Raw genomic sequence first — 25,364 nt, forward strand, 5'->3', positions numbered from 1 at the left:
CGGTCGTTCGGTCCATCACAGATCGGTCCATCGGTCATTCATATATATCTCATTTCATCATCCTGCACCAATTCCAATCCCGTAGGGGCAATTCATGAATTGCCCCTACGGGATTAGAACTCGTTTCCAACATCCCTTGTTTTTGCTCATTCCCAATTTTTTGTTGGGAATGCATTCCCGGACCTCCCGGTCCATAGGGGTGGGTAAGACACCTATAGGTTCCATAATCGAGCGGGTAGCCCAACCTCCGAAACGCCTCATAAATTATCCCACCAACCGGGCGGAGGTTCTTTAGGTTTACTTGCTATCCCCGGGATTTATCCCGGGGCTATTAACATAACATCCCTACGGGATGAGCCAGCTCAACATCGGTCGTTCGGTCTATCACAGATCGATCCATCGGTCATTCAATTAATACCCGACCCGGTCTCCAATCTCATCATACCACTAACCCACCATCCTAGATCCCCTGCCCATTCCCCACTACAGTACTTGTTCATATCTATCGAGTATTTGCCACTCATACCATTATGCATTTTCAGAGGTGCTTCGCTTCTGCTATATTCAGCAAAAAAATTCAACCAATCTAAATGGCTACATCCCTTACCCCCATCGAGTACCTCCGAAGCATCCTCGCGATCATCGTGTTCTTTTTCATGTTTGCCATTTCCACTCCCATGATCATGATATTACTGATCCTGACATTGGGCAAGGCGACAAACTTCGTGGTTGAAAATTTTGGGCCATTTATTGCATACCCCGTTCTTTGGACCCTTGGTATTAACTTTGAGGTCATTCAGCATGGTGAACCGGTTGAGCGCCCGGTCATTTATACCATCAACCACAGTTCAACTCTCGACCTGGTTACCATGATCGCACTGGGATTGCCGGGCATTCGCTTTGTGGCAAAATGGGAACTGCAGTACAATCCTCTCTTTTTTATTGTAGGTCACCTGACCGGACAGGTTTTCATTCAGCGAAAGAAAAGCAAGAAGGCAGTAGCAAAGCTTCAGAATACCTATGACCGGGTTAAACGTGATAACCTTTCGATCATGGTGGCCCCTGAAGGCTCCCGTAAACATCCCGGTATCATCGGGCCATTCAAGAAGGGTGCCTTTCACATGGCAATAGACCTGAATTACCCCATCGTACCCATTTATTTTGATGGAAATCAGGAGCTGAGCCTGGGCGGCTCACTGCTATCGAAAAGTGGCGATATCAAGGCACACATTTACCCACCTGTTGATACCTCAGACTGGGAAAAAGATACCATTGATGAACACATTGCAGAGCTCAGAGGTCGTTATCTGCAATGGGCCAACGTAGAAGAGTAAAGCCTACCAACTTCTTTATTACTTATTTATCGCGATAGAAGTAGATCTTCTTATTATCAGCGTCTCTTCGGCTCTTCACCTTAAAATCATTTTGCTTACCAAACTGATAGACAGCTGTACGCATGGAATTGATATTCTTCTCATTGGTGTAACTCACTTCAACAGCCTGACCACCGGGCTTGAGCTTTTCAATAGCTTCCAGAAGCGGCTTGAATTTTGAAGTTCTCTTCTTGGAAGATTTAACATTCGAACGCTTTACAAATTTAATATCCATAACTGAATTATTTTGTTAACCAATAATCTTAATTATTAAAATAGTGATTATCATAAATTATTATATAAAGTACTGAATCAAATTATAATATATTCCGTTCCTTAGCATATTTTTTGATATAGACTCATCCAATAGCATTCATTCTTGACATAATTATTGAAATTAGACTAAGCAATTTTGATTACATCGGTTTACATTTGGCTTGAATCTTTTTTCTAATAAATCAGGGATTATGACACCAATTGATATTGTAGTTTTCGTAGCCTACTGTGCTTTGATCATCGGAATAGGTTTGTGGGTATCAAGAGATAAGGAAGGGCACCAAAAGAATGCAGAGGATTATTTTCTTGCCGGTAAGTCATTACCCTGGTGGGCCATTGGTGCCTCACTCATTGCTGCCAATATCTCTGCCGAGCAGATCATAGGAATGTCGGGTTCCGGTTTTGCGGTTGGCCTGGCCATTGCTTCCTACGAATGGATGGCGGCCATCACCCTGATCATAGTCGGTAAATACCTGTTGCCCATTTTTATCGAAAAGAAACTCTATACGATCCCTGAATTCATTGAGCATCGTTATAACACCACACTGAAGACCATCCTGGCTGTTTTCTGGATCGCTCTGTTCGTTTTTGTGAACCTGACCACCGTTATGTTCCTCGGGGCCAAAGCCCTTGATACCATCATGGGAACCGGTGACGGCAGCCTGGTCATCTATGCCCTGATCGGACTTGCCCTGATCGCTGCTGCCTACTCCCTTTACGGGGGACTTTCTGCCGTAGCCTGGACCGATGTTCTGCAGGTTGGATTGCTGGTTCTTGGAGGTTTTGTAACCACCTTTGCCGCACTTTACAATATCACCCCGGAGGGTGGCATTTTAAATGGAATGGCTCACCTGTATGATACCGCCGGCGATAAGTTCACCATGATCCTGGAACGGTCTAACCCTGAATTCGATAACCTGCCCGGCATTGCCGTTCTGATCGGGGGGATGTGGGTTGCCAACCTGTACTACTGGGGATTCAATCAGTATATCATTCAACGTACGCTTGCCGCTAAATCACTTAAGGAATCACAAAAAGGGATCATCTTTGCTGCTTTCCTGAAGTTACTGATCCCGCTTATCGTTGTGATACCGGGCATCATCGTGTATGTGCTTTACACTCAACCTGAAGGCACCACGCAGATCCCCGGCGTACTTAGCGTATTCACCAACCCTGATGGAAGTGTGGAATATGATAATGCTTATCCATGGCTCATCAGTGTCTTCCTTTCACCGGGCTTTAAGGGACTTGTGGTTGCTGCCCTGGCTGCTGCCATTGTTTCATCACTTGCCTCCATGCTGAATTCCGTGGCTACCATCTTTACCATGGATATCTACCGGCCCTATATCAATAAGAATGCTTCTGACAAACAAACGGTGAATATGGGCCGAATTACAGCGTCTGTTGCCCTGGTTACCGCTGTTCTGATCGCCCCGCTGCTTGAGGATGTTCCCCAGGTATTCCAGTTCATTCAGGAATATACCGGTGTGGTAAGTCCGGGTATACTGGCGGTATTCATCATGGGACTATTCTGGAAGAAGACAACCACCAAAGGGGCTATTTATGGGGTACTGTCATCTATTGTGATCGCCTTGCTTTTGAAGGTACCTTCGCTTGAATTACCCTTCCTCACGCAAATGTATTACACCATGATCCTAACGGTTGTGATCATTGCCGGAGTCAGTCTCACAACCAATCCGGATGATGAAGACCCGAAAGCGATCCACACGACCTCAGAGACATTCAAAACCAGCCCTGCCTTTAATATCGGGGCTTACGTGATCCTGATCATTACCACGGCTCTTTACGCGATGTTCTGGTAAGATCATATTTGGTAAGTAAGAATTAAACAGCGGTCAGATGGCACCAAACCCGTCTGGCCGTTTTTTTTGGGGATGTTAATCCCAAGCGGTCATTGCGAGGCGGAATTCTGTTTAACCTTGGATTATGGGGTCAAACAACGAAGCAATCTCCCTGAATCGATAAACCGGGTCAAATAATGGAGTCATCCTGATCCGCTGGCTGGCGGAGAAGGATCTTCCCTATTCCTACTTCGTTGCCCGTTTTTCTAACCCAATCCCTGTCCCTTGCCCTATGGCACATCGAAGGCAAATTTGTAATCTATGTTTAACGCCATAGGGTAAGGGGACGCCTTTTATTCTGCATAAATGGCTTAAATTGCTGTGGCTTTGGTTGGTGTATCGGTTTTTTTGATCTGATAATATCCATCATGGTAACGATTCAAACCCATCCATCAGATAGGTGATCTGTCAGATGGATTACCATTTCAGTTAATAATAAACCAATTACCCCCCGGTAGAGACGCGATGCATCGCGTCTCTACCGGGGGGTAATTGTGTTTTGAATCGTTTTTTGGGACGATGGTTTATCTAACTTCACGCACGTTTTTTATAATGCACATCGGGCAGGTCCCGCAGCCATTGGGCACTGAACTCGGCCGTTACATCCCGCTGTGAATTGGCTAGCATCTCATAGCCTACCCTGAATTTCTTGATGGTGGCAGATCTGAGCAGTGGCGGGTAGAAATGCATATGAAAATGCCATTCAGGATGTTCTTTTCCATCGGTTGGCGCCGGATGGAAACCGGCGGAATAGGGGAAGGAGACCTTGAAGACATTATCGTACTTCACTGTGATCTTCTTCACGATATCGGCCAGGGCTTTTTTCTCATCTTCTGACATATCCATAAACCGGGCAAAGGGGCGCTTACTGATCAGCAGGGTCTCAAAGGGCCAGAATGCCCAGAACGGAACCATCACGGCAAAATGATCATTTTCTACCACCAATCGTTCTTTTCGCTTCAGCTCCAGATCCAGATAATCACTGAGCAGGGTCTTACCGTGCTTTTTGTAATGAGCCTCAAACTGCCGCATCTCTTTGGCCGGCTCTTCCGGGATGGTCTCCTGTGCCCAGATCTGTCCGTGCGGGTGTGGGTTACTGCTTCCCATGACCTCACCCCGGTTTTCAAAGATCTGAACGTAATTGATGAATTCCTTTTCGCCCAGCTCCTTGTATTCCTTCACCCACAGATCAACCACCTCTTCAATTTGGGGCAGCTCCATTTCGGCAAGGGTCAGGTCGTGCCGGGGTGAAAAGCAGATCACTTTACAGATCCCGCGTTCCCCTTTGGCGATCAGCAGGTCGCTGTCATTGACTTCCTGATCCGATGTATCCGGCAGCAGCGCACTGAAATCATTCACGAACGAAAAAGTGGAGGTGTACTCCGGGTTTTTGGCCTCCCCCGCTCGGTCGTTACCGGGACAGAGATAACAGTTCGGATCGTATTCGGGCTTTTTTTCCTGAGCCGACTCCTCTTCCTGTCCCTGCCAGGGCCGTTTCGTACGGTGGGGAGAAACCTGTACCCATTCCCCGGTCAATAGATTCAATCTTCGGTGCGGATGTTTAGTGAAATCCAGCTTCATGGGTTACTCCTTTTCTGCTATTCAATCTATGATATGAGCCCCACCATTGATCGTGGTGACATAGATCTCTGCGTCAATTCCTGTTCTTTTTTTGTATGCCCTGGAGATGTACTCGGTAAAAGGTTTTACCTGATCATTTTCTACAAGGTTTATCGTACAGCCTCCGAATCCACCGCCCATCATGCGGCACCCCAGCAGGCCTTCCTGTTCCCTGGCTAGCTCAACCAGGATATCGAGTTCTTCACAGCTGACCTCATATTCCTCACTTAAACCTTTATGTGATTCAAACATACGCCGGCCAAAAGATCGCAGGTCATTATTGCTTAGGTCATCACAGGCTTTATGGACCCTTTCATTTTCCTCTAGAACAAACTTACACCGTTTGAAAACTACCGGATCCATCTTTGCCTGATGTTCGAGTAGCAATTCCAATTTCAGGTCCCTGAGGTTCTCTATGGTTGGATCGAATTCTCTAAGATACCTGACTCCCTGTTCACACTGTGATCGCCTCACATTATATTCTGAATCAGCCAGATTATGACTCACTTTTGAGTTACACAAAACGATCTTGATGTCTTCCTGATGAAAAGGGTAGAGCTCATACTCAAGGCTTCTGCAATCCAGCTTCAGTGCTTTATCAGGTTCGCCGTGCAGGTTTATGAACTGATCCATGATGCCGCAATTGACCCCCACATGATTGTGTTCGGTCAGCTGGCCAATGCGCGCCATCTCCTTCCTGTCCATTTTAAGCTTAAATAACTTATCCAGCCCGATGGTCAATGCCCCCTCCAAAGCTGCTGATGATGACAACCCGGCTCCGATCGGGATATTTCCGCCAAAGACCACATCAAAACCTTTCAGCTTGAACTTCTTTTTTTGAAGTTCAACAGCCACACCTTTTATGTAATTAGCCCAATGCTTATCACTTTTATGAAGATCGTTCAGATCAAGTACGACCGATTCATTCATATCGGCAGAAAACGCCCGGATCTTACCGAGTTTATTCGTTCCAATTCCAAGCACGATCACCTTGTCAATGGCCGCCGGCAGCACAAAACCATCGTTATAATCGGTGTGATCCCCCATCAGGTTGACCCTGCCGGGAGAGTTTATCATCAATGGTTCCCGGTTATATTTTGAAAGGAATTGGTCATAAATCTTCTTTTCTAACTCTGTCATCAGATCCCTAAATTTCGGCCTTACCACTTAAAATTTCTAAAGACATATTCCAGGTATGGCATTCACCCGGTTTAATTACTTTATGTTCTGCGTTGTCAATGGCATCAGATAGCTTATCAAATGAAGCGGTTGCAGGCTCAAGGGCTACCGTATAACTCCCGGTTTCTGCATCCTCGGGCCAGCCACCATAACACAGCCAGATGCCAAGATGTGGGGTTCTCTCAGTATCAAACTCAAACAAGATCGTTTCATCAGTTTGTTTTCTGTAAAGTCCGGCTCTGCCTTTTTCTACCTGTTCAGCAAACAACTTCATGGCGTGATCACTCGTCTCAGCCTGTACGATCGAGTAATCTGTTTTATCTCCTGACACATACGGCCAACCCGTTTCTTTTTTTCTGATCTGACCTTCTTCATTGGTTTCATGAATGGAGACCCTGTCAACTTTTTCATCGATCAGTAATTCATCCTGATCATCTATTTCCAGTAATGGATGGGATGACCATATATAATCAAATGCGCGATAGGAGGTATTTTTAACCCGATAGCTGATCTGAATTTGGTTTTCTTTCAGTTGGATCTCTTTCTCAAACTCATACAGCAGGTTCACCCCTGAGGCTTTCAATACAACACGATCTTCTTCCAGCTCAAAGTTCCATTCCTGAGTCCAAAGCTCACCGTGATCCGGCCAGTGTATCACCCGTTCGTTGAACAGATAACTTGAAGGTGCTACCGTTGGAAAACATTCATCGAAGCCATAGGCATATGGAGGCTTGAAGTCGAAGCCCAAGCTTGGCGGCTTCAGTTCTCCTTCACTCTCCACATATTGTTTAAGAAACTGAGTTCCGGTATCCTTGTTCTCAAGGCTGGTCATTTTACCTCCCAGTTCCGGAAGCAAAATGATCCTAAGCTTCTCATTTTCGAGAACTAACTCCTTCCATTCCTTTTTTGCTTTTTTTTTGATCTCGGTTTCTTCCATTTCAGTTCGTGGATATCAAATTTCTCAGATATCGGTCATTGTCTTTTATATTTATCAAACACATTCATGACCGGCAGAGCATTACCATCGTCATCAAAATAGCCACGTGAGCGTAATCCTCCGGTAACAGCCGGTTCCCACCAAAAGATACCCTTTATTCGTGAACTGTTTATGTTGATAAGCGTTTCATGGACCGTTTCCAGAAAATCTTTTTGTCCTTCCGGTGTTTCAGGCCACGGTGCCAGGTCATCTTCTTCAGTATATTCAGAAGGTCGCCAGTTATAAGCCGTTTCCACTAAAATAATATCCTCGTCATAATGCTTCATCAGCGATAACAGGTTCTCTCTCAGCTCCAGTAAATTGCCATGCCACCAGGGGTAGTAGGAAAGGCCAATGATATCGAACTCAATGCCATACTTCTCGATGTTATCATAAAACTCACGGTTCCCTCTGGCGTCTGCCCCGTTGTCGTAATGGACCATTATGAGCGGGCGCATTTCCTGTCCGCGACCTGCATCCACACCATCGATCCCCGCCTGAAGCAAGCCGGCAAAGGTATCCCAGTTTTCCGGGAGCCGGCCGGCGGGCCATATCATCCCGTTCCGGATCTCATTCCCTATCTGAACCATTTCCGGCATCACTCCGGCCTCCCGAAAAGCCTCAATGGTTCGTTTGGTGTAATCATAAACGGAGTCGCGCAGGGCATCATACTCCAAACCTTCCCAGACTTCCGGCATCCACTGCTTTTGAGGGTCGGCCCAGGTATCAGAATAATGATAGTCGAGCAGGAATTTCATGCCGCGCTTCTTGGCTTCCTGAGCAAGCTCAATAGTGTACTCCAGGTCATTGGGCAGGCGATCGGGAGAATGAAATAATCTCAAACGGATCCAGTCGTATCCATGATCCCGAAAGATATCCAGTCCCGGTTTTACGATGCCATTATCCTTGAATTCTGTTCCGCTATCCTCAGCCATCTTCAGAAACGACAGATCTGCTCCCACCGCATAATTCAGGTGGAAGGAGGTGGAATCCGCAGGTTGAGCCACTGCCGTTTGGGCGATCAGAATGGCGATGAAAAAGCTAAAAATTGATCGAAGTTTCATAGTACTATCAGTTTACAGTTAATGTGATATTACCGGTTTCAAGGCCATTTGATGAAGCTTTGATGGTCACCGTTCCTGAGTTTTCACCGGCTCGATACAAAATAGTTGCAATGCCTGCTTCGGCATTAATGGGGTTATGTCCGATCAGCTCTCCCTCACCATCCAGCCGGAAGGTCACTTCGTGATCTGCATCCCAATCAGTGGTGCCGTTTTCGTCTACTATTGAAGCGTAAACAAAGACCACATCATTCTTTCCGTTTTGGATCTCTTTCCCACTCAGGTCTGCACGTAATGAAAGACCTGTGGGTTCTTCAGGGGTCATGCGTTCATGCTCTGCCACAGGCTCACCATTGATATAAGCTACAGCTTTGAGTGTACCGGCTTCAAACTCCAGGTCTTTAAAGGTGAAGGGAGGATAATTCAGTTCAGTGGAAACGCGATCGGTATCCGGCTGTTGGCGTGCGATCTCTTCGCCATTCAAAAACAGGGCAACCTCCTCAGCATTACTGTACACCTTCATATCCGTAAATTCAGGATCAGACCAATAGTTGGCGATGTAGGCCATCGGACCATAGAAATCAGAATCATATTCTGCCAGTTCGGGGGCAGCCTGACTGGCATAAAAATAGTTGGTGAATTTCGGGATCCGGAAGATATCGCGAATACCGGATGATTCGATATCGGGTGCATAGCCCCGGTTATAATCGAACATCACCCAGTTGGCATCCCCGAATGAAGGGCCTTTCAGATTGGAATTATGGGCCTCCTGGAAATTGAGAGCCTGTTGGGCCAACCTGCGCTGTCCGTCGCCTCTGAGCTGACGTGACGTTCGCTCTTCTTCTTGAAGGTCTTCAAAGGCATCCTGGTTGAACCCGGCATTTTGGGCATAATATTCCCAGTCGCCATACTCGGCGATGAACAGCGGCTTATCCTTGTCATAATCGCTCCAATACGCAGGGGGACGAGAATGCTGTCGCGCCGGAATGAAGATATCATATGCATGATCCATCCAGCCGCTCGTATAGTTGTCAGCTATCGGCAATTCCTCTTTTACGATGGCATGAGCCTGCTCCATATACTCCTCAGGCATATCCGATTCGTTTAGGGAGGCCTCCCAGAATATGATACTTGGGTGATTTCTGTCTCTCCGAACCATTTTACGAACATCATCAAGCGCACGTTCGGCAAACGATCCGTCTTCAAAATATTGCCAGCCTGGGATCGCATTCATAAACAATAATCCTAATTCATCAGCCGCTTCCAAAAAGGATGGATCCGGTGGATAGTGAGCAATCCGAATAAAATTAAAACCGGCTTCCTTGATCTTATAGGCATCACGATACTGTGCTTCATTAGATAGGGCGTATCCGATATATGGATAGTCCTGATGCCGGTTGGTTCCGCGTAAATACAGGCGTTCACCATTTAGCGTAAATTGATTGTCCTCATCAAAACCAAAGGTCCGGATCCCGATACGCTGCTGTTCACTGTCAACCAGTTTCTCCCCGTCAAAAAGTTGAACCGTCAGGTTGTATAGGTACGGTGATTTCGGGGACCACAGGTTTGGATCTTCAACCAAAAGCTTCTCGGTTTGCAGGATATTGGCACCGGACGGAATGGTTAGTTCTGCCTCAGCCCTCTTTACGATCTTACCCTCAGCATCACTTAATATATATGTTAAACGTGCCTCCGCTGATGCTGCCCTTAAATTCTCCACATCGGTTTGAACCGAAACAGTGGCCTGCTCATCCGTTACATTTTCATAAGACACCAGCAATCCACCGGCTGCTACACGGTTTGCCTCAACCGGATCAGGGATCCGAAGCTTGTCTTCGGCCACCAGAAAAACATCCCGATAGATGCCTCCGTAATAGTTGAAATCAAGTACTTCGATCGCTTTTCCCGGAGGTATGGAAGAATTATCCTCATTATTTAATTTCACTAAGAGGACATTCTCTTCCCCAAATTTCACGGTTTCAGAAATATCGACCACAAAAGGAAGGTAACCGCCCGCATTGTAACCTGCTTTCTCACCATTCAGGTAGACGTCAGCCTCATGCATGGCTCCCTCAAATTTCAGCGTGATATGCTTGCCTTCCATCTCAGGATCTACAGTAAAGAATTTGCGATAGAACATATCACCCTGCCACTGCTGATCCTCAATTACCAGCGGTTCGATGTTGGCAGTATGAGGCAATCGGATCTTTTCCCAATCCAGTTCACTTCCGGAACGCTCAAAAAGTGATGCAGTGATCGTAGTGTCCATGTCCTTTACGAATTCCCATTCCGTATTGAAATCGTAATGAGTTTGCACGGTTTTAATATCGGGTGTGGTACATCCGGTGAAGTACACGGCCAGCATCAGCAATCCAACACCAGGTAACATGTTTCTGATTGATTCCTTCATCGTTTTAGTCACTAGTTTTCTGTAATTAATCATTTCCATAGTCATAACTCATGTAATCGAATCCTGAATGAACATTCCCCTCAAAATTAAACAGGGCATTGTTTTCCCAGGAGGAACCGGTTCCCCATAGATCTTTTAGATCGGAGGTGATCCAGGCCGGCTCCCAGTAAAATACACCGCTGCCACCGCCTTCTTTCACTTCCTTTACCAACTCGATCATGAAATCACGCTGACCTTCCTGCGTGGCAGGATATCCATCAACCAGGCTTTCCGTGTAAAATATATTGCCATAATCATCGGCTCCCTCCAGTGTCCATGGGTAAGCCGTTTCCAGGATCATCACTTCCCGGTTATAATCATTTTTGAAGGTTGCCACATGATCTGAGATCTCCTCCAGGGGCACATCAGAATAGGGAGTGTAGTACGAGAAACCTACGACCTCAAAATCCTCAACCGCCCCGGCAGTGGTGACCTGATCGAACCAATAGCCCACATTTTCCGGCTGCGCAATGTGAAGCATCACAATGATCTCCTCACCGCTTTCACTTTCAATATCCCTGAACGCATTGATACCACTGTTGATCAATTGTCCCAGTTCCTGCCAACTGGCATTCTCATACACCGCCCCGAAGGGATGCACCATACCCGTATTTGTTTCATTTCCGATCTGAACCATCTCTGGTAACAGATCCTGATCATTCAACGACTTTAAAGTCTGGTAGGTGTAGGCATAGATGGAGTCCACGACAGACTCAAAAGATTTGCCTGCCCAGGCTTCCGGCACTTCCTGATGGGCCGGATCAGCCCAGATGTCTGAGTAATGGAAATCTAGTAATACCTGCATGCCTTGTTCTTTGGCCCGCTGAATACCTAGCGCCACGTCGTCCAGATCGTGGTAGAGGGGTTTGTCCGGATCATCGTAAGCCTCTTTTATCCACTGCGGGTCATGAAACAACCTGAATCGGACCACATCGGTCCCTTTATTGGCAAATTTCTCGTAGGGATCTGCTTCAACCCCATTCTCCTTATACACTCCGCCGTGATCCAGGATTTGGTTCACGTAAGAAAGATCCGCTCCCATTATAAAAGAAGTAGGGGTCACCGGTTCATCATCCCCTCCTTCATCCTCATTATCTATTATGTTGGGGGAGGAAGAGCAGGCTGTAATAAGCCCGATCCCTATAAGAAAGAGTAGCGTTTTATTCATGTTCATGTCAGCAGGATCCCTGATTCATCTCGTAATTTCCGGTATTATAGCCGTACCTGAGATTCGAATGTTAACGTTAACATGGTTAATATACTATCAGACTATGAAGAGTCAAAGAATTATCGGTTGGAAGAATGATATTCATTTGAAACACCAACCATAAGTACGTAGATCAGGCTTCAATGAGTTCCACAGGATGAACGGATCTTCATCTGAGTGAGAACTTCAATATTCTCTACGGACTCATTTTCACCATTTATGATACCCAATAAGGTTTCTGCTGCTTTTTTTCCAACCTCGTAAGCCGGCTGATGAACAGTGGTCAAAGGAACCGGAAGCAGTTCAGCCCGAATGTCATCAGAAAACCCGACAATGGCTATGTCATCCGGAATGGTTAACCCACCTTCCCTGATCGCCTCAATGGCTCCAAATGCTGCGGGATCGTTCACGGCGAATACTGCTCTCGGCCGTTTGGTTTCCGGGAGATCCAACAGCTTCTTCATGGCCTCGTACCCGCCTTTTTCCTGAAGTCCGGATTCCACGATCCATTCGTCAGCAACCTCAAGTCGATTCTCCCTCATGGCTTCCATGAATCCTTCCAGTCTTTTTCTGCCAATGGATAAACCCTGTGCCCCTTTCAAATGGGCGATCTTTTTGTAACCGTGATCGATAAGGTGTTGAGTGATCTTCTTTGCAGCGGCTTTGTCATCTACTCCTACACAGCTGAAACCTGCTTCATCCATGCAGCGATCAAAGAACACAACGGGTATGCCGCTTGAACGCAATGCTTCAAAATAACTGAGATCGTCGGTGAACTGAGAACAGGAGATCATAATGCCATCTACCCGCTTTGATCGCAGGGTTTCGATGGCGGCTTTTTCCCGCTCGGTATCCTCAGCTGAATGGGTAAGGATAAGCTGATAGTTTTCCTGATAAGCGACCTCTTCTATCCCTCTGATCACTTCCGGGAAAAAGGAATGTGAGATCTCCGGAACCACGACCCCAATGGTAAAGGATTTGTTGGATACCAGGCTTTTAGCCAGATAATTGGGTGTATACCCCATGCTTCTTGCTTTCTCCAGGACCTTCTTACGGGTCTTTTCATCCACATTCTTTTTGTTGTTGATGACCCGGGAGACGGTCATAGCCGATATCCCGAGGGCTTCTGCAATTTGTTTAAGGGTGACGTTTGAACTCAACCTGTTACTCCAAAAATATTCTTGTCAGATTTAGATGCTTGATACCTAGTCTGCAGTTCAGACCGGTGTAAATTAACTAAAAATTCAGGGTATATCTCTTTACCTGATCAGAATATTGGCCGGCTTCAAAGGATTTGATGTAAACTGTATCACCAACAACCGCCTCGATCTGCTTCTCCCTGGAAAGATCAAAGCTAGCCAGCGGCTCCCCGTTTGGCGACAAAATATACCATTGATAGATATCGGAGTCCGGGCCAATGGAGGCAACCCATAACCGGTCCTGATCATCCACCAGTGCATGAGACAAGGCCGGCCAGTAGTCCGGCATAGATGCTCTTCTGATGGCTCGCCGCCTGAAGGTGTCTGTGTACATATCAACCACCTCCGATCGGATCAAAGGCTGCCTTTCCACAGGATAATATCTTGTTTCGACTTCCTGACCCCTGCTATCCATCAGAGTGACCAGAAAGTGTCCGGTATCTATGTTATAGATCCTGCCTTGTGAGTCTGTTAGTATCAGTTGTTCGGGTTCATAGGGCATCATCATGATCAAAGGCGGATCAACGGCTCGGTCTACATGCAGCTTTCGGTTTGGAACATTAAGCAGTTGATCGGACACGACCGCCCCATCTTCATTTACCTCATAGTACATCAAACGCCGGTCTTCCGTACTCTTCACGAGCTGAAATCCCACCAGATAGTTACCCTCAGCGGTCACCTCCAGCCTGACCGGTTTAGCTGAATTGAGTGAATCTGCCTTTAGCTTAGCCAAGGCACCTTCCAAGTCAGTCATTGTACTTAACTCCATTTCAGGAAGTCTGTACTTATATGCCCTGTTCAGTGAGTTATCAAACGCATAAAGGTGATCCCCCTGAACCTTTAGATATGCGGGATCTCTGTAATCACCCGGGTCACTCCCCAACCCGCCAAGGCTTTCAATATTATTCCCGGTGCGATCAAATACTTCTATCCTTTTATTGTAATCATTGACCACATACACATTCCCATCCTCATCAGCCGTCACAGCCCCAATATCATTAATTGTACCATAGGAACCGATACTGAATGACCTGTCCTGAATGAGCTCGGCTTCTTTTATATTACTGAGACTCATTTCCCTGGCATCCTCGAAAAGGGTCGGATCAGCTTCCTGAGTGTTACTGCAGGCTGAAAGAAAAAAGGGTAAGATCACCAAAACGAAAACAAGGGGTCGATGTGTCATATACGGTAAGCTAACTAATTTGACCGAGAACTTGTTTCGAAATAATTGGAAGTGAATGGGCTATATACAAAAAAAGCTTCTCAAAAATGAGAAGCTTTAATATGTGGGCGATGAGGGACTCGAACCCCCGACCCCCTCGGTGTAAACGAGGTGCTCTGAACCAACTGAGCTAATCGCCCGACTTGCTTGAAGGGCGACAAATATAAGAACATTTCAAACACAGACAAAGAAAAATAATACAACATCTTGATTTATTGGTTAACACTGTTAACTTATGTAGATACATTTGCGGGAATTCCGACCGTCAGATAAGCACATAATTTCAAGCGTTCTGCCAAATTTAAATTTTATGAGTCCTACAAAAAGCTACCCTTTCAATGCTGTCATCGTAGACGGATGCCGCATTCCGTTTCAAAGATCCGGCACAAATTATAATGATATGATGGCCTATGACCTCGGACGTATGGCTATCAACGGGCTCATTGCGCGAAACCCGGTCGACCCCAAAGATATTGACCGGGTGATCATGGGAACTGTGATACAGGAAGTCAAGACCAGTAATGTAGCCAGGGAAAGTGCCCTCGGCGCCGGGATCCCGGACTCGGTCCCTGCTTTTACGACCACCATGGCATGCATCTCTTCCAATCAGGCCATTGCCAGTGGGGTAGACCTGATCAGAACCGGTCAGGCCAGGATCATTCTGGCAGGCGGAACCGAGACCATGTCAGATATCCCCGTTCGGTTCAAGAAAAAATTTCGCCAAAATGTGCTGGAAGCAAGGAAGTACAAAAAGCCCACGGATTTTCTGAAGTTCTTCAAGGGATTAGGGTTCAAGGATTTTCTCCCCGAACTTCCCGCTATTGCAGAATTTTCTACCGGGGAAGTGATGGGCGAAAGTGCAGACCGAATGTCGGCACGGTTCGGTATCTCACGTAACGATCAGGACGAATATGCCATGCGTTCCCATTACCTGGCAGCCAAAGCCACAGAAGAAGGCTTACTGGATGAAGAACTCATTCCCGCCAAACTGCCTCCTAAGTTTGATGTGGTCAAACACGACAACGGCTTTCGTGAAGATACCTCCATGGAAAAACTTGGAAAGCTTCGCCCCGCCTTCATCAAGCCGCATGGTACGGTAACGGCCGGTAACTCCTCCTTTTTAACGGATGGAGCCTCGGCCAGCTTTATCATGGAAGAACAGACGGCGCTGGAGCTGGGACTCAAGCCCAAAGCCTATTTACGTGAATACAATTTTGTATCCCAGGATCCGGGTGAAGAGCTCCTGCTTGGACCGGCTTATGCCATCCCAAAAGTACTGGACGCCATGGACCTGAACCTTGAGGATATGGATGTGATCGAACTCCACGAGGCCTTTGCCGGACAAGTGCTGTCCGTACTGGCCGCCCTGGACTCCGACTCCTTCGCCAAAGAAAATTTAAACCGCGATGCAAAAGTCGGTAAGATCAATATGGATAAGCTGAACACGCTGGGTGGCTCGCTTTCTTTAGGGCACCCATTTGGAGCCACCGGCGTTCGGCTTGTCACCACCGCCGCCAATCGCCTCATCCGCGAAGACGGCAAATTTGCACTTGTTTCCGCTTGCGCCGCAGGCGGGCAAGGGCACGCTATTGTATTGGAGAGGTATGAGGGGTAAGATTTGGCAATATAGCCCCATTCACGACCTCCTCTGTCTCCTCCTTATCAAGGAGGAGGACGCCTAATTATAACTCAGAAGCATGAATCAATTTTTGATCTTAAAACAACTTCGAAAAGCCCTCTCCTTGAGAAGGAGAGGGTTGGGTGAGGTCGGGATCGGGGCTTGGAAGTCAGAATTAACCTCATTTCCAATGTTAAACAGAAAACTAATGCATGATCTGAATTTTGAAGTCGAGACAACCTTCACGACCTCCTCTGTGTCCTCCTTAACAAGGAGGAGGACGCCTAATTATATCATATTACTATGAATCAATTTTTAAACTTCAAACAACTTCGAAAAGCCCTCTCCTTGCGAAGGAGAGGGTTGGGTGAGGTCGGGATCGGGGCCACCAAACCACACCTGCCTGCAAAACTCTAATTAACAACCATGTCGCTTAAAAACCCAAAACAGACCAGGCAATTAAGACGGGATCTTCGTCAGAACATGACTGTAGCAGAGGAATTGTTATGGCAACGAATTCGCAAAAAAAAGTTATGCGGAGTAAGGGTTAAGCGACAATATGGGCTTGGACCTTATATACTCGATTTCTATGTGCCAAAATTTCAAATAGCCATCGAAGTGGATGGAAAGATCCACCTCAAAAAAGAGCTACAAGAAAGAGATCTGAACAAAGACACCTTTCTCACTGAGAATGGCATTAGAGTCGTTCGGTTCACAAATGAAGAAGTTCTTAATAACATTGAAATTGTATTAGCAAAACTAGAAGCTGTTGTAAATGAGAATTTGGATTGATCATATGTATGTAGGATTGGACAACAAAGCCCCATTCACGACCTCCTCTGTCTCCTCCTTATCAAGGAGGAGGACGCATAATTATAACTCAGAAGCATGAATCAATTTTTAAACTTCAAACAACTTCGAAAAGCCCTCTCCTTGAGAAGGAGAGGGTTGGGTGAGGTCGCATTTGGGGCAACCAAACCAGACCTGCCTATAAAACCAATTTAAACATCATACCTCTAAAAACACGCACCATGAGCTACCTCAATATCTCTCAGAAAGACTCCGTCGCCATCATCACCCTTGATCTTCCGGGTGAGAAGGTGAATAAGCTGAATGAATCCATGATGGATGAGTTTTCTTCGTTTTTAGATAAGCTTGAATCTGACAAAGATCTTAAGGGTGCGGTCCTTATTTCCGGGAAGAAGGACAACTTCATTGCCGGTGCGGATATCGACATGTTTCAGGCTCGGGATACAGCAAAGGAAATTGAGCAGCTCAGTAAGGATGGGCATCAGATCCTCAATCGTATTGCGGAGTTCAAAAAACCCATTGCCGTAGCGGTGCATGGCAGTTGTATGGGAGGGGGGCTTGAACTTTCACTGGCGTGCCATTACCGGGTGTGTTCAAAGAGCTCTAACACGGTCTTTGCTTTGCCGGAAGTCAAACTCGGATTGCTTCCGGGAACCGGTGGCACACAAAGATTGCCGCGGCTCATAGGTATTCAAAAGGCTTTGACCTATATGCTTCAGGGGAAGAACATCTATACCCGTCAGGCCAGGAAAATGGGTCTCGTGGATGAAGTTACCCACAAAGATGCGATCGAGAAGGCAGCTATCAAGGGCGTACATAAGATCGCCGATGGTAAGTTCAGCAGAAAGGATAAACGGTCTTTTGTAGAGAAACTGCTTGAAGGAAACCCTCTCGGACGCAAGATCATCTTTTCACTGGCTCGGAAAAAGACAGCCGGACAAACCAAGGGAAATTACCCGGCTCCGCCTAAGATCATAGATGCCGTTGAGTATGGTTATAAGCACGGATTGAAGAAAGGCCTGGAGAATGAGACCGTGTTGTTTGGTGAACTGGGAGCTACTCAGGAGTCCAGAAACCTGGTGAACCTATTCTTTGGAATGAACGCCTCCAAAAAAGTACCTAAACCGGACCTGGTAAAACCGGTTAGAAAACTTGCTGTACTGGGGGCCGGATTAATGGGTTCAGGCATTGCTGATGTCAGTATCAATAAGGGGGATTATCAGGTACTTCTGAAAGATCAGACCATCGATAAAGCAGCAGAAGGCGAAAAATCGATCTGGAAAGACCTGAATGAAAAAGCACAGAAGAAGATCATCTCTGAATTTGAACGGGATCAGATCGCAAGTAAGGTCACCGGTGTGGATTCCTATGACGGATTCGAAAGTGTGGACCTGGTAATAGAAGCTGTATTTGAAGACCTGGAGCTGAAACGTAATATTGTGCAACAGGTGGAGTCAGCAACCGGCGACAACTGTATCTTCGCCTCGAATACCTCTTCGCTGCCTATAACTGATATTGCAGAAGGAGCCTCACGACCGGAAAATGTCATTGGCATGCACTACTTCTCACCGGTTCAGAAGATGCCTCTTTTAGAGATAATTACCACCGATCAAACGGCAGAATGGGTCACTCAAACCGCCATACAGGTGGGTGTAAATCAGGGCAAGAACGTGATCGTGGTTAAGGATGGTCCGGGTTTTTATACAACCCGAATCCTGGCTCCGTATATGAATGAGGCCCTCAAGCTATTGGATGAGGGAGCCTCTATCGAGTTTCTTGATAAGATCATGAAAGACTGGGGCTTCCCGGTCGGGCCTATGGCTCTTTTGGATGAAGTGGGCATTGATGTGGGAGCTCATGTAGCAGAAACCATGTCGCCCATGTTTGCCGAACGGGGAGTAGATACAAATAATAAAGCTCAGGATCTCCTGGATGCTGATTTGATGGGCCGTAAAAGCAAGAAGGGTATGTATAAATACTCAGAGGGTAAAAAGAAGGAGGTCAACACGGAGGTCTATAAATACTTTGGGGGCTCAGACAGAACTGAACCGGATAAAGCCACGGCTCAGCAACGTATTGCACTGACTATGATCAACGAAGCCGCGTGGTGCCTGCAGGAGGATATTTTAAAATCTCCAACCGATGGAGACCTTGGGGCCATTTTGGGTCTCGGATTTCCTCCATTTTTAGGCGGTCCTTTCAGATATATCGATCAAACCGGAGTTCAAAATATAGTTGATACCCTAAACGCATTTTCAGAGAAATACGGCCCCAGGTTTAAGCCGGCTCCGCTGCTTGAGGATATGGTGAAGAGTGGTGAAAGTTTTTACAGTGACTAGTTGTACAGGTGGCTGCTCATTTTGCTTCTTCCAAAGCTTCAACAGTAAGCTCTTCTTCCTGTTGCCATATCGACCGGATGACTTCAGCCAACTGATTGACATAAGGTGATTTGAACATCAGATCACTCATAATGACTCCATCATCATCTATCAGGTGAATATTCATACTGCCCTGAGTAAAACCGGACCAATCTTTTTGCGGATCTCTGGAATATTTTGATAGCAACTGTCTTGAAAGAATGACCTCAACGTCAGACCCAAAGTCAGGATCCAGATTTCTTGTAGATTTTTTATGCGCTACCAGGTTGCACACCTCAACATCTTTCAAATAGCCTGGAATAGGAATGGGCACCTGATTTCTGACGCCTATCAATACATCAAGAATAGCTTCATTGAATTTATTGAATACCTTTTTACTTGCTCTGTTTATGAGGTAACTGCTTTTTTCGATCAAACTGTTATTCTCTTCCACCCTGTCTTTATGCACCTCAACCCTTTGCTGGTTGGCCACTCTCCTGAAAGCCGACACTACTTTTTTATTCAATAATCTCTCATATACATCAGGCTGTGGGTCGATCATAATTATGGGAAAATAACTTTCACCCATTTCATCCAGTTTATTTGCCATGACCCTCGCAACCAAAGTGCCGTAACAATACCCACCAAAAGAATAGGGACCGGTTGGCTGAATTTTTTTCATCTCAAGAATATACCGGTCGGCCATATGATCTATACTTAGCAGAGGTTCATCGGCTCCGTTTCTTCCAACTGATTGAATCCCGTAAAATGGTCTTTCATCACCAAGTTTGTTTGCCAGTTCTTTCAAAAACAATATGTTTCCAAAATGACCATGAATACAAAAAAATGGGCGACCTGACTTAGCCTCATTTATCCTGACCGCTACAGGTGCTCTCACATCATTCGCTTTCCTGGCTGCCTGAATATACCCAGCCATTTCCCTAATGTTTGGTGCCTCAAAGAGCGCTGCTAAAGGCAATTGAATGCCCACCATATTTCTGATCTTGTCAAATAGCTCAACCGCTATCAGTGAATGACCGCCTATATCAAAGAAATTATCATCCGTGCTTATGGGTGAGATATTCAAAACACTTTCCCAGATATCAAGTAATTTTCTCTCAAGTTCATTATCCGGTAGCATGACCTCCTGTCCACTTGAAAAGTGGCTTCTTTCAGGAGCAGGGAGTGCCTTTTTATCCACTTTTCCATTTACCGTCAATGGAATGTTCTTCATAGGCACAAAAGCAGACGGGATCATATATCCTGCCAGAACCATTTTCAGCTTGTCCCTTAAATCCTGGGGCTCCGGATCACTATTGGCTGAGACCAAATACGCCACGATCTTCTTGTCGCCGGGCTCATCCTCTCTCACCAGCACGACTGCCTCCTTTACAGACTCCAGCCGTGTCAGAGCTGTTTCAATCTCGCCAAGTTCAATTCTAAGACCCCTCAATTTAACCTGAGAATCATCCCGGCCTTCAAATACAATATTGCAATCGGGAAGATAGGAACAAACGTCCCCCGTTTTATACATGACGCTGAAACGACCTGAATCAAAGGGGTTATTGAGAAAACGCTCATTTGTCAAATCAGGACGGTTCAGATATCCCTTTGCCACCTGTGGGCCGGAGATGTATAATTCACCTCGCTTTCCCGGTTGACACTCTTTCAGGGCTTCATCCAGTATATAACATCTCACATTATTGAATGGTTTGCCTATCGGAACTTTGCCTTTCATGACATCATAGTCCTGACAATCAAACCCGGTCACCACCACCGTGGTTTCACTGGGCCCGTACGTATTCATCACCCTTACCCTGGATCCAAAATGTTTTTGCCAGATCTCCAGCATATGTTCAGACATGGCTTCGCCACCAAGTACCAAAAGCTTAACGGATCTTGCCATTTCAACATGACGCTCATCCAACTGCGTGCACAATGTATGCCAAAAAGCCGTGGGCAGAGTAATAAAACTCACCTGATGCTTTTCGATAAAAGACCAAAATGAATCACCTCCCAAAGCTGAGGATTCATCTCGCAGGACCAAAGTGCCACCGACCAGGTATGTGGGAAATACTTCTTCCGTAAATACATCAAAATTCATGGTTCCAAACTGAAGAGTAACAGCTTCTCCGGTCAGTTTATACTCATTCACCGCCGTCAGCGTGTAACTCAGCAAATTCCCAAAAGAGACCATAACCCCTTTTGGTGTACCCGTTGAACCGGAGGTGTAAATGATATAAGCCAGATCCTCCGCTCCAACATCAGGTAACTCATAATCTGCATGGGAGGTGTCGATCTTTTCCCATTCGCTTTCGGTGCAAAATAGATCAGTTTCGAGATCCCTGAGTGATTCCCTGTATTTTTCCTGAGTCAGGATGAGATCCGTTCCGGTATCTTCAACCATAAAGCGAATTCGATCTTCCGGGTATTGGGGGTCAAGCGGAAGAAATGCCGCCCCGGCTTTAAGGATCCCTAATATACTCACCATCATTTCCGGTGATCGGTCAGCATAAACCCCAATAATATCGTTTGGCCGAACACCTTTCGACTGAAGGTGAGCCGCCATTTTATCTGCCCGTAAAAATAACTCTTTGTACGACCATGTTTCCTTATCATGGACTAAAGCTGTTGCTTCTGACAGTACCTCGCCGATCTTATCTAAAGCTCTTATATATTCTGAATTTCCTTTTGCAACTTGTAAAAACAAGTCTCTTAAACCCATCTTCCTACCCCTTAGGTTGGTTTACTATCTGTTTTTTTATCTCTATATCTACCCAAAAATTTAAGCTAAACGATAATAATAAATTTATGATGAAGAAATATTGTTTTGTAACCCATTCAAATTTTAACATTTAAATTGCTATACGAAGTCTCCTCTCTTAAAAAATTCTATACACAACTTACCCTGCATCTCGTTAAATTCAGCTTAGAATAAATTTATAGTTTTCAGCTTTAAGGGGTTAAATAGTTATGGAAAATGTGAAAAAAGTACTCTTGGTATTTTTAGTGGCTTCAGTGGCAGGTGCTTGCGATATCCTTTCCAATGGTGATGGAAGTAATTTCAAGGTCGATATCAATAATGACCTTGAGACGCTTAACGAAAGAATTCAGATCATCAATCAACCGATCGTTTTGGATTCAACCCGCTCAAAAACATCCAATTCAGTAACAGCATCCGGGTCAGACAGCTTCAGGCATATTGCCAATGTAGCTTCGCCTGTGATCAACGGGCGTAAATTAAGTGCCACCAGTATAGAACTCAGGGCCAATATGGTTTATATATCCTATCACCTGAATGGTAGTGATTATGGCGGAGCCATTGACATCATAGATATTCGTGATGAGGAAAACCCAAGCCTTGTTTCTTCCATCACTTTCCTTGATACCGATATCAATGGATTGGATGTTGAAGAAAACAACAAACTCCTCTGGATCACAGGTGGACGTGATGTAACCAGTTCCGGCTATAGCACGGCCGATCATAACGGAGCTATCATAGGTGAACTTGGTATAGACAAAGGTGAGTTCGAGGAAAACAACTATCGTGAAACACCTCTGCCAAGTTATTCAGGTAACGATATTGAAGACTTTCCGGGACAGTCACTCTATGTTGCAGCAGGTGCCACAGGGGGTGGATATTATCAGCTGAGTAAAAGAAATTTCGATATCACCGACCGGGTCGATCATGATTTTGCAAAAAGCATAGATAAGAGACAGGATGATATCATTGGATTGAATTTCACAGCAGAGGGAAAGGCCAACTTCACCATCATGGATTTTAAAAACGGATCCATCACAAATTATGAGACCCCATATACCATTTCTCCGGTTGATGGCAAGAATGTTCTTGAACATACCTCTTCAATAACCTATGCCGCTTTGGGTGATCAGGGAGTTAAAGGCTATCAGTTCAATTCAGGAACGGAACCCGTATATGAATTCAACCCAATGGGTGAGGACGTATCAAACGGGGTGACGGCAGCCGGAAATTACGTGTACATTGCCAATGGTACTGACGGACTTTTCATCACAACCCAATCCAGTAGCGGAAGTAAGGAACCTGAAGAAGTATACAATTGGAAAGGCGGAAGTGGCTCAGCTAATTTTGTAAAGACAAATGGGTCCTTCATCATCCTGGCCAATGGCATCGATGGACTGAATATTCTGAAAAAAGACAAAAAGTAAAGTCTCTATATTATCTTATTGAGTTTCCATTAAAAGGCTTCAAAATTCATACTTTTGAGGCCTTTTTGGTTTTTGGCTGCTTAGGTATCTCACCGTTATTAATAATTCCAGCCTTAATTTGAAAGTGACTCTCAATTTATGTAGGCTTAGGGTCTTAATTGTGGGTTTTAGCATCCCCTAAGTTCAAAATGAATTCTATTTAGCTATTTCTTGTAATTATATATGTAATTACGAGAAATCGACAGGCACTATAGGCTCATACTACAATTATTTTTTCGATAGGTAGTGTCATTTATTCCTGAAGCCAATTTTTAACCCCTTAAAAGATCACTAATGGCCATTCGAGGAGACGAAGAACCTAAAGGTAAACGTACAGGTATTAAAAAGTACTTCGACATACATAAACCGGTCTTTTGGCCGGCCTTAGCATTAATTACGGCTATGATCGTTTCCACACTGTTTCTTGGCGATCAGGCCGAAGAGTTTTTCAACAACATTCAAAGTGGCATCACAAACAATGGTGGCTGGTTCTTTGTGATCGTCGTGAATGTATTTATCGTTTTTTCATTATTCATTGCCTTCAGCCGGTTTGGAAATATCAAATTGGGGGGAGACGAGGCTGAAACAGATTTTAGCACCCTTGCCTGGTTTGCCATGTTATTCAGTGCCGGCATGGGAATCGGTATCATGTTCTGGAGTGTTGCAGAACCGATCTTTCATTATTTGTCACCACCAATGGCTGAAGGTGAAACAGCTGAAGCCGCGCAGCAAGCCATGAACTTAACCTATCTCCACTGGGGATTTCATGCCTGGGGTATTTATGCCGTAGTAGGACTTTCTCTTGGTTTTTTTGCTTTCAACAGAGGGCTTCCACTTTCCTTCCGGTCGGTATTTTACCCGTTGATAGGGGACCGAATCAAAGGCTGGATGGGTGATGTGATCGATACCCTTGCCGTTCTAGCAACCTTATTTGGACTTGCAACCTCTCTTGGTTTAGGAGTTTTACAGGTCAGTGCCGGACTTGAACACGTATTCGGCTTTCCTGATAATATTTATTTACAGGTTGGTATCATTGTAGCCATCACCGGTGTAGCTACTGTATCTGTTGTGCTTGGGATCGATAAGGGCGTCAGGGTATTAAGTGAACTGAATGTTCGGATCGCAGCTCTCTTTCTCATATTCGTGATCTTTGTTGGACCGACCATTTTTATCTTTGATTCATTCATTCAGAATTTTGGTGGATATATTAACTCCGTCGCCACATTCAGTTTCTGGACTGAATCCTACTCCGGTACTAACTGGCAGTCTTCATGGACTATATTTTACTGGGCATGGTGGATTTCATGGTCCCCGTATGTTGGGATGTTTATCGCCAGGATCTCAAAAGGACGCACCGTTAAAGAATTTGTACTTGGGGTTTTGATCGTACCAAGTATCATTACCTTCCTATGGATGTCGGCGTTTGGAGGATCTGCCATCAACCTTGAAATGTCCGGGATCGGCACCATCGGGGATGCCGTTAATGAAAATGTAGCTACGGCCTTGTTTGTATTCCTTGAGCAATTCCCTCTCGAAATGGTCACCTCGATCATTGCCATTGTCTTGATCCTGAGTTTTTTCGTTACATCATCCGATTCCGGTTCATTGGTAATTGATGGCCTGACGAGTGGAGGCAAACTGGATGCCCCGGTAGGTCAACGAATATTTTGGGCACAAACTGAGGGACTTGTGGCTGCCATCTTATTAGTCGGAGGAGGATTGACAGCTTTACAGACAGCATCCATCAGTACCGGACTTCCATTTGCGTTGATATTGCTGGTGATGTGTTACAGCTTACATCAGGGATTAAAACGGGAATACCGTGAAAATCAGCAACGAATAAAGGATAAAGAACGGGATTCCTACAAAGACCTGGTCGAAGAGGCTATAAAGAATCAACAAAAAGACAAAGAGGCATAAAGAGATTG

At 45.6% G+C, this 25,364-nt stretch carries 16 protein-coding genes, 1 tRNA gene and 1 pseudogene; 7 read left to right on the forward strand and 11 right to left on the reverse strand.

Annotated features, from left to right (window positions below; genetic code table 11):
* The first annotated feature begins 590 nt into the window (after positions 1-590).
* Positions 591-1,334 carry a lysophospholipid acyltransferase family protein gene (locus AC13FX_RS03415; protein ID WP_482879058.1) on the forward strand — a complete coding sequence of 248 codons (744 nt, stop codon included), beginning with the start codon at positions 591-593 and terminating at the stop codon, positions 1,332-1,334.
* A gap of 22 nt (positions 1,335-1,356) precedes the next feature.
* Here the strand turns inward: AC13FX_RS03415 and AC13FX_RS03420 are convergent, their stop codons facing one another.
* Complete coding sequence (locus AC13FX_RS03420; protein WP_290878001.1) at positions 1,357-1,608, reverse strand: hypothetical protein; 252 nt, start codon at positions 1,606-1,608, stop codon at positions 1,357-1,359.
* A 232-nt stretch (positions 1,609-1,840) separates the two neighbouring features.
* Between AC13FX_RS03420 and AC13FX_RS03425 the strand changes: the two genes are divergently transcribed.
* The gene (locus tag AC13FX_RS03425) at positions 1,841-3,472 is read left to right on the forward strand and encodes a sodium/sugar symporter (RefSeq protein WP_482879059.1); all 1,632 of its coding nucleotides are present in this window, start codon (positions 1,841-1,843) and stop codon (positions 3,470-3,472) included.
* 573 nt (positions 3,473-4,045) lie between these two features.
* On the opposite strand, the gene AC13FX_RS03430 is transcribed toward AC13FX_RS03425, so the two are convergent.
* The 9 genes and pseudogenes from AC13FX_RS03430 to AC13FX_RS03470 all read right to left on the reverse strand — a co-directional run bounded on the left by AC13FX_RS03430 (position 4,046) and on the right by AC13FX_RS03470 (position 14,564).
* Complete coding sequence (locus AC13FX_RS03430; protein ID WP_482879060.1) at positions 4,046-5,092, reverse strand: UDP-glucose--hexose-1-phosphate uridylyltransferase; 1,047 nt, start codon at positions 5,090-5,092, stop codon at positions 4,046-4,048.
* Between the two features lie 21 nt (positions 5,093-5,113).
* The gene (locus tag AC13FX_RS03435) at positions 5,114-6,271 is read right to left on the reverse strand and encodes a galactokinase (protein ID WP_482879061.1); all 1,158 of its coding nucleotides are present in this window, start codon (positions 6,269-6,271) and stop codon (positions 5,114-5,116) included.
* Between the two features lie 7 nt (positions 6,272-6,278).
* Positions 6,279-7,250: pseudogene (locus AC13FX_RS03440) on the reverse strand (DUF5107 domain-containing protein); the annotation flags it as partial.
* 32 nt (positions 7,251-7,282) lie between these two features.
* Entirely contained in the window at positions 7,283-8,350 is a 1,068-nt protein-coding gene (locus AC13FX_RS03445) for a glycoside hydrolase family 53 protein (RefSeq protein WP_482879062.1), read from the reverse strand.
* 7 nt (positions 8,351-8,357) lie between these two features.
* Positions 8,358-10,757, reverse strand: coding sequence for a glycoside hydrolase family 2 protein (locus AC13FX_RS03450; protein ID WP_482879063.1), 2,400 nt, complete (start codon positions 10,755-10,757; stop codon positions 8,358-8,360).
* Between the two features lie 25 nt (positions 10,758-10,782).
* Entirely contained in the window at positions 10,783-11,964 is a 1,182-nt protein-coding gene (locus tag AC13FX_RS03455) for a glycoside hydrolase family 53 protein (protein ID WP_482879064.1), read from the reverse strand.
* 179 nt (positions 11,965-12,143) lie between these two features.
* Positions 12,144-13,163 carry a LacI family DNA-binding transcriptional regulator gene (locus AC13FX_RS03460; protein ID WP_482879066.1) on the reverse strand — a complete coding sequence of 340 codons (1,020 nt, stop codon included), beginning with the start codon at positions 13,161-13,163 and terminating at the stop codon, positions 12,144-12,146.
* A 76-nt stretch (positions 13,164-13,239) separates the two neighbouring features.
* A complete protein-coding gene (locus tag AC13FX_RS03465) occupies positions 13,240-14,385 on the reverse strand; it encodes a hypothetical protein (RefSeq protein ID WP_482879067.1) in 1,146 nt (381 codons plus the stop codon).
* A 104-nt stretch (positions 14,386-14,489) separates the two neighbouring features.
* Positions 14,490-14,564: transfer RNA gene (locus tag AC13FX_RS03470), tRNA-Val, on the reverse strand.
* A gap of 170 nt (positions 14,565-14,734) precedes the next feature.
* Between AC13FX_RS03470 and AC13FX_RS03475 the strand changes: the two genes are divergently transcribed.
* The 3 genes from AC13FX_RS03475 to fadJ all read left to right on the forward strand — a co-directional run bounded on the left by AC13FX_RS03475 (position 14,735) and on the right by fadJ (position 19,191).
* Positions 14,735-16,039, forward strand: a complete 1,305-nt coding sequence (locus AC13FX_RS03475; protein WP_482879068.1) for an acetyl-CoA C-acyltransferase — start codon at positions 14,735-14,737, stop codon at positions 16,037-16,039.
* A 429-nt stretch (positions 16,040-16,468) separates the two neighbouring features.
* Entirely contained in the window at positions 16,469-16,834 is a 366-nt protein-coding gene (locus AC13FX_RS03480) for an endonuclease domain-containing protein (RefSeq protein WP_482879069.1), read from the forward strand.
* A 239-nt stretch (positions 16,835-17,073) separates the two neighbouring features.
* Positions 17,074-19,191 (forward strand): fatty acid oxidation complex subunit alpha FadJ, encoded by a 2,118-nt coding sequence (gene fadJ / locus AC13FX_RS03485; RefSeq protein WP_482879071.1) that lies wholly within the window; start codon positions 17,074-17,076, stop codon positions 19,189-19,191.
* A 16-nt stretch (positions 19,192-19,207) separates the two neighbouring features.
* On the opposite strand, the gene AC13FX_RS03490 is transcribed toward fadJ, so the two are convergent.
* Entirely contained in the window at positions 19,208-21,934 is a 2,727-nt protein-coding gene (locus AC13FX_RS03490; RefSeq protein ID WP_482879072.1) for a non-ribosomal peptide synthetase, read from the reverse strand.
* Between the two features lie 257 nt (positions 21,935-22,191).
* On the opposite strand from AC13FX_RS03490, the gene AC13FX_RS03495 reads away from it, so the two are divergent.
* Both AC13FX_RS03495 and AC13FX_RS03500 read left to right on the forward strand, forming a co-directional pair.
* Positions 22,192-23,397 carry a hypothetical protein gene (locus tag AC13FX_RS03495; protein WP_482879074.1) on the forward strand — a complete coding sequence of 402 codons (1,206 nt, stop codon included), beginning with the start codon at positions 22,192-22,194 and terminating at the stop codon, positions 23,395-23,397.
* A gap of 333 nt (positions 23,398-23,730) precedes the next feature.
* Positions 23,731-25,356 carry a BCCT family transporter gene (locus tag AC13FX_RS03500; RefSeq protein ID WP_482879075.1) on the forward strand — a complete coding sequence of 542 codons (1,626 nt, stop codon included), beginning with the start codon at positions 23,731-23,733 and terminating at the stop codon, positions 25,354-25,356.
* Positions 25,357-25,364: the final 8 nt, after the last annotated feature.

The organism is Gracilimonas sp. B-17, assembly GCF_056857935.1.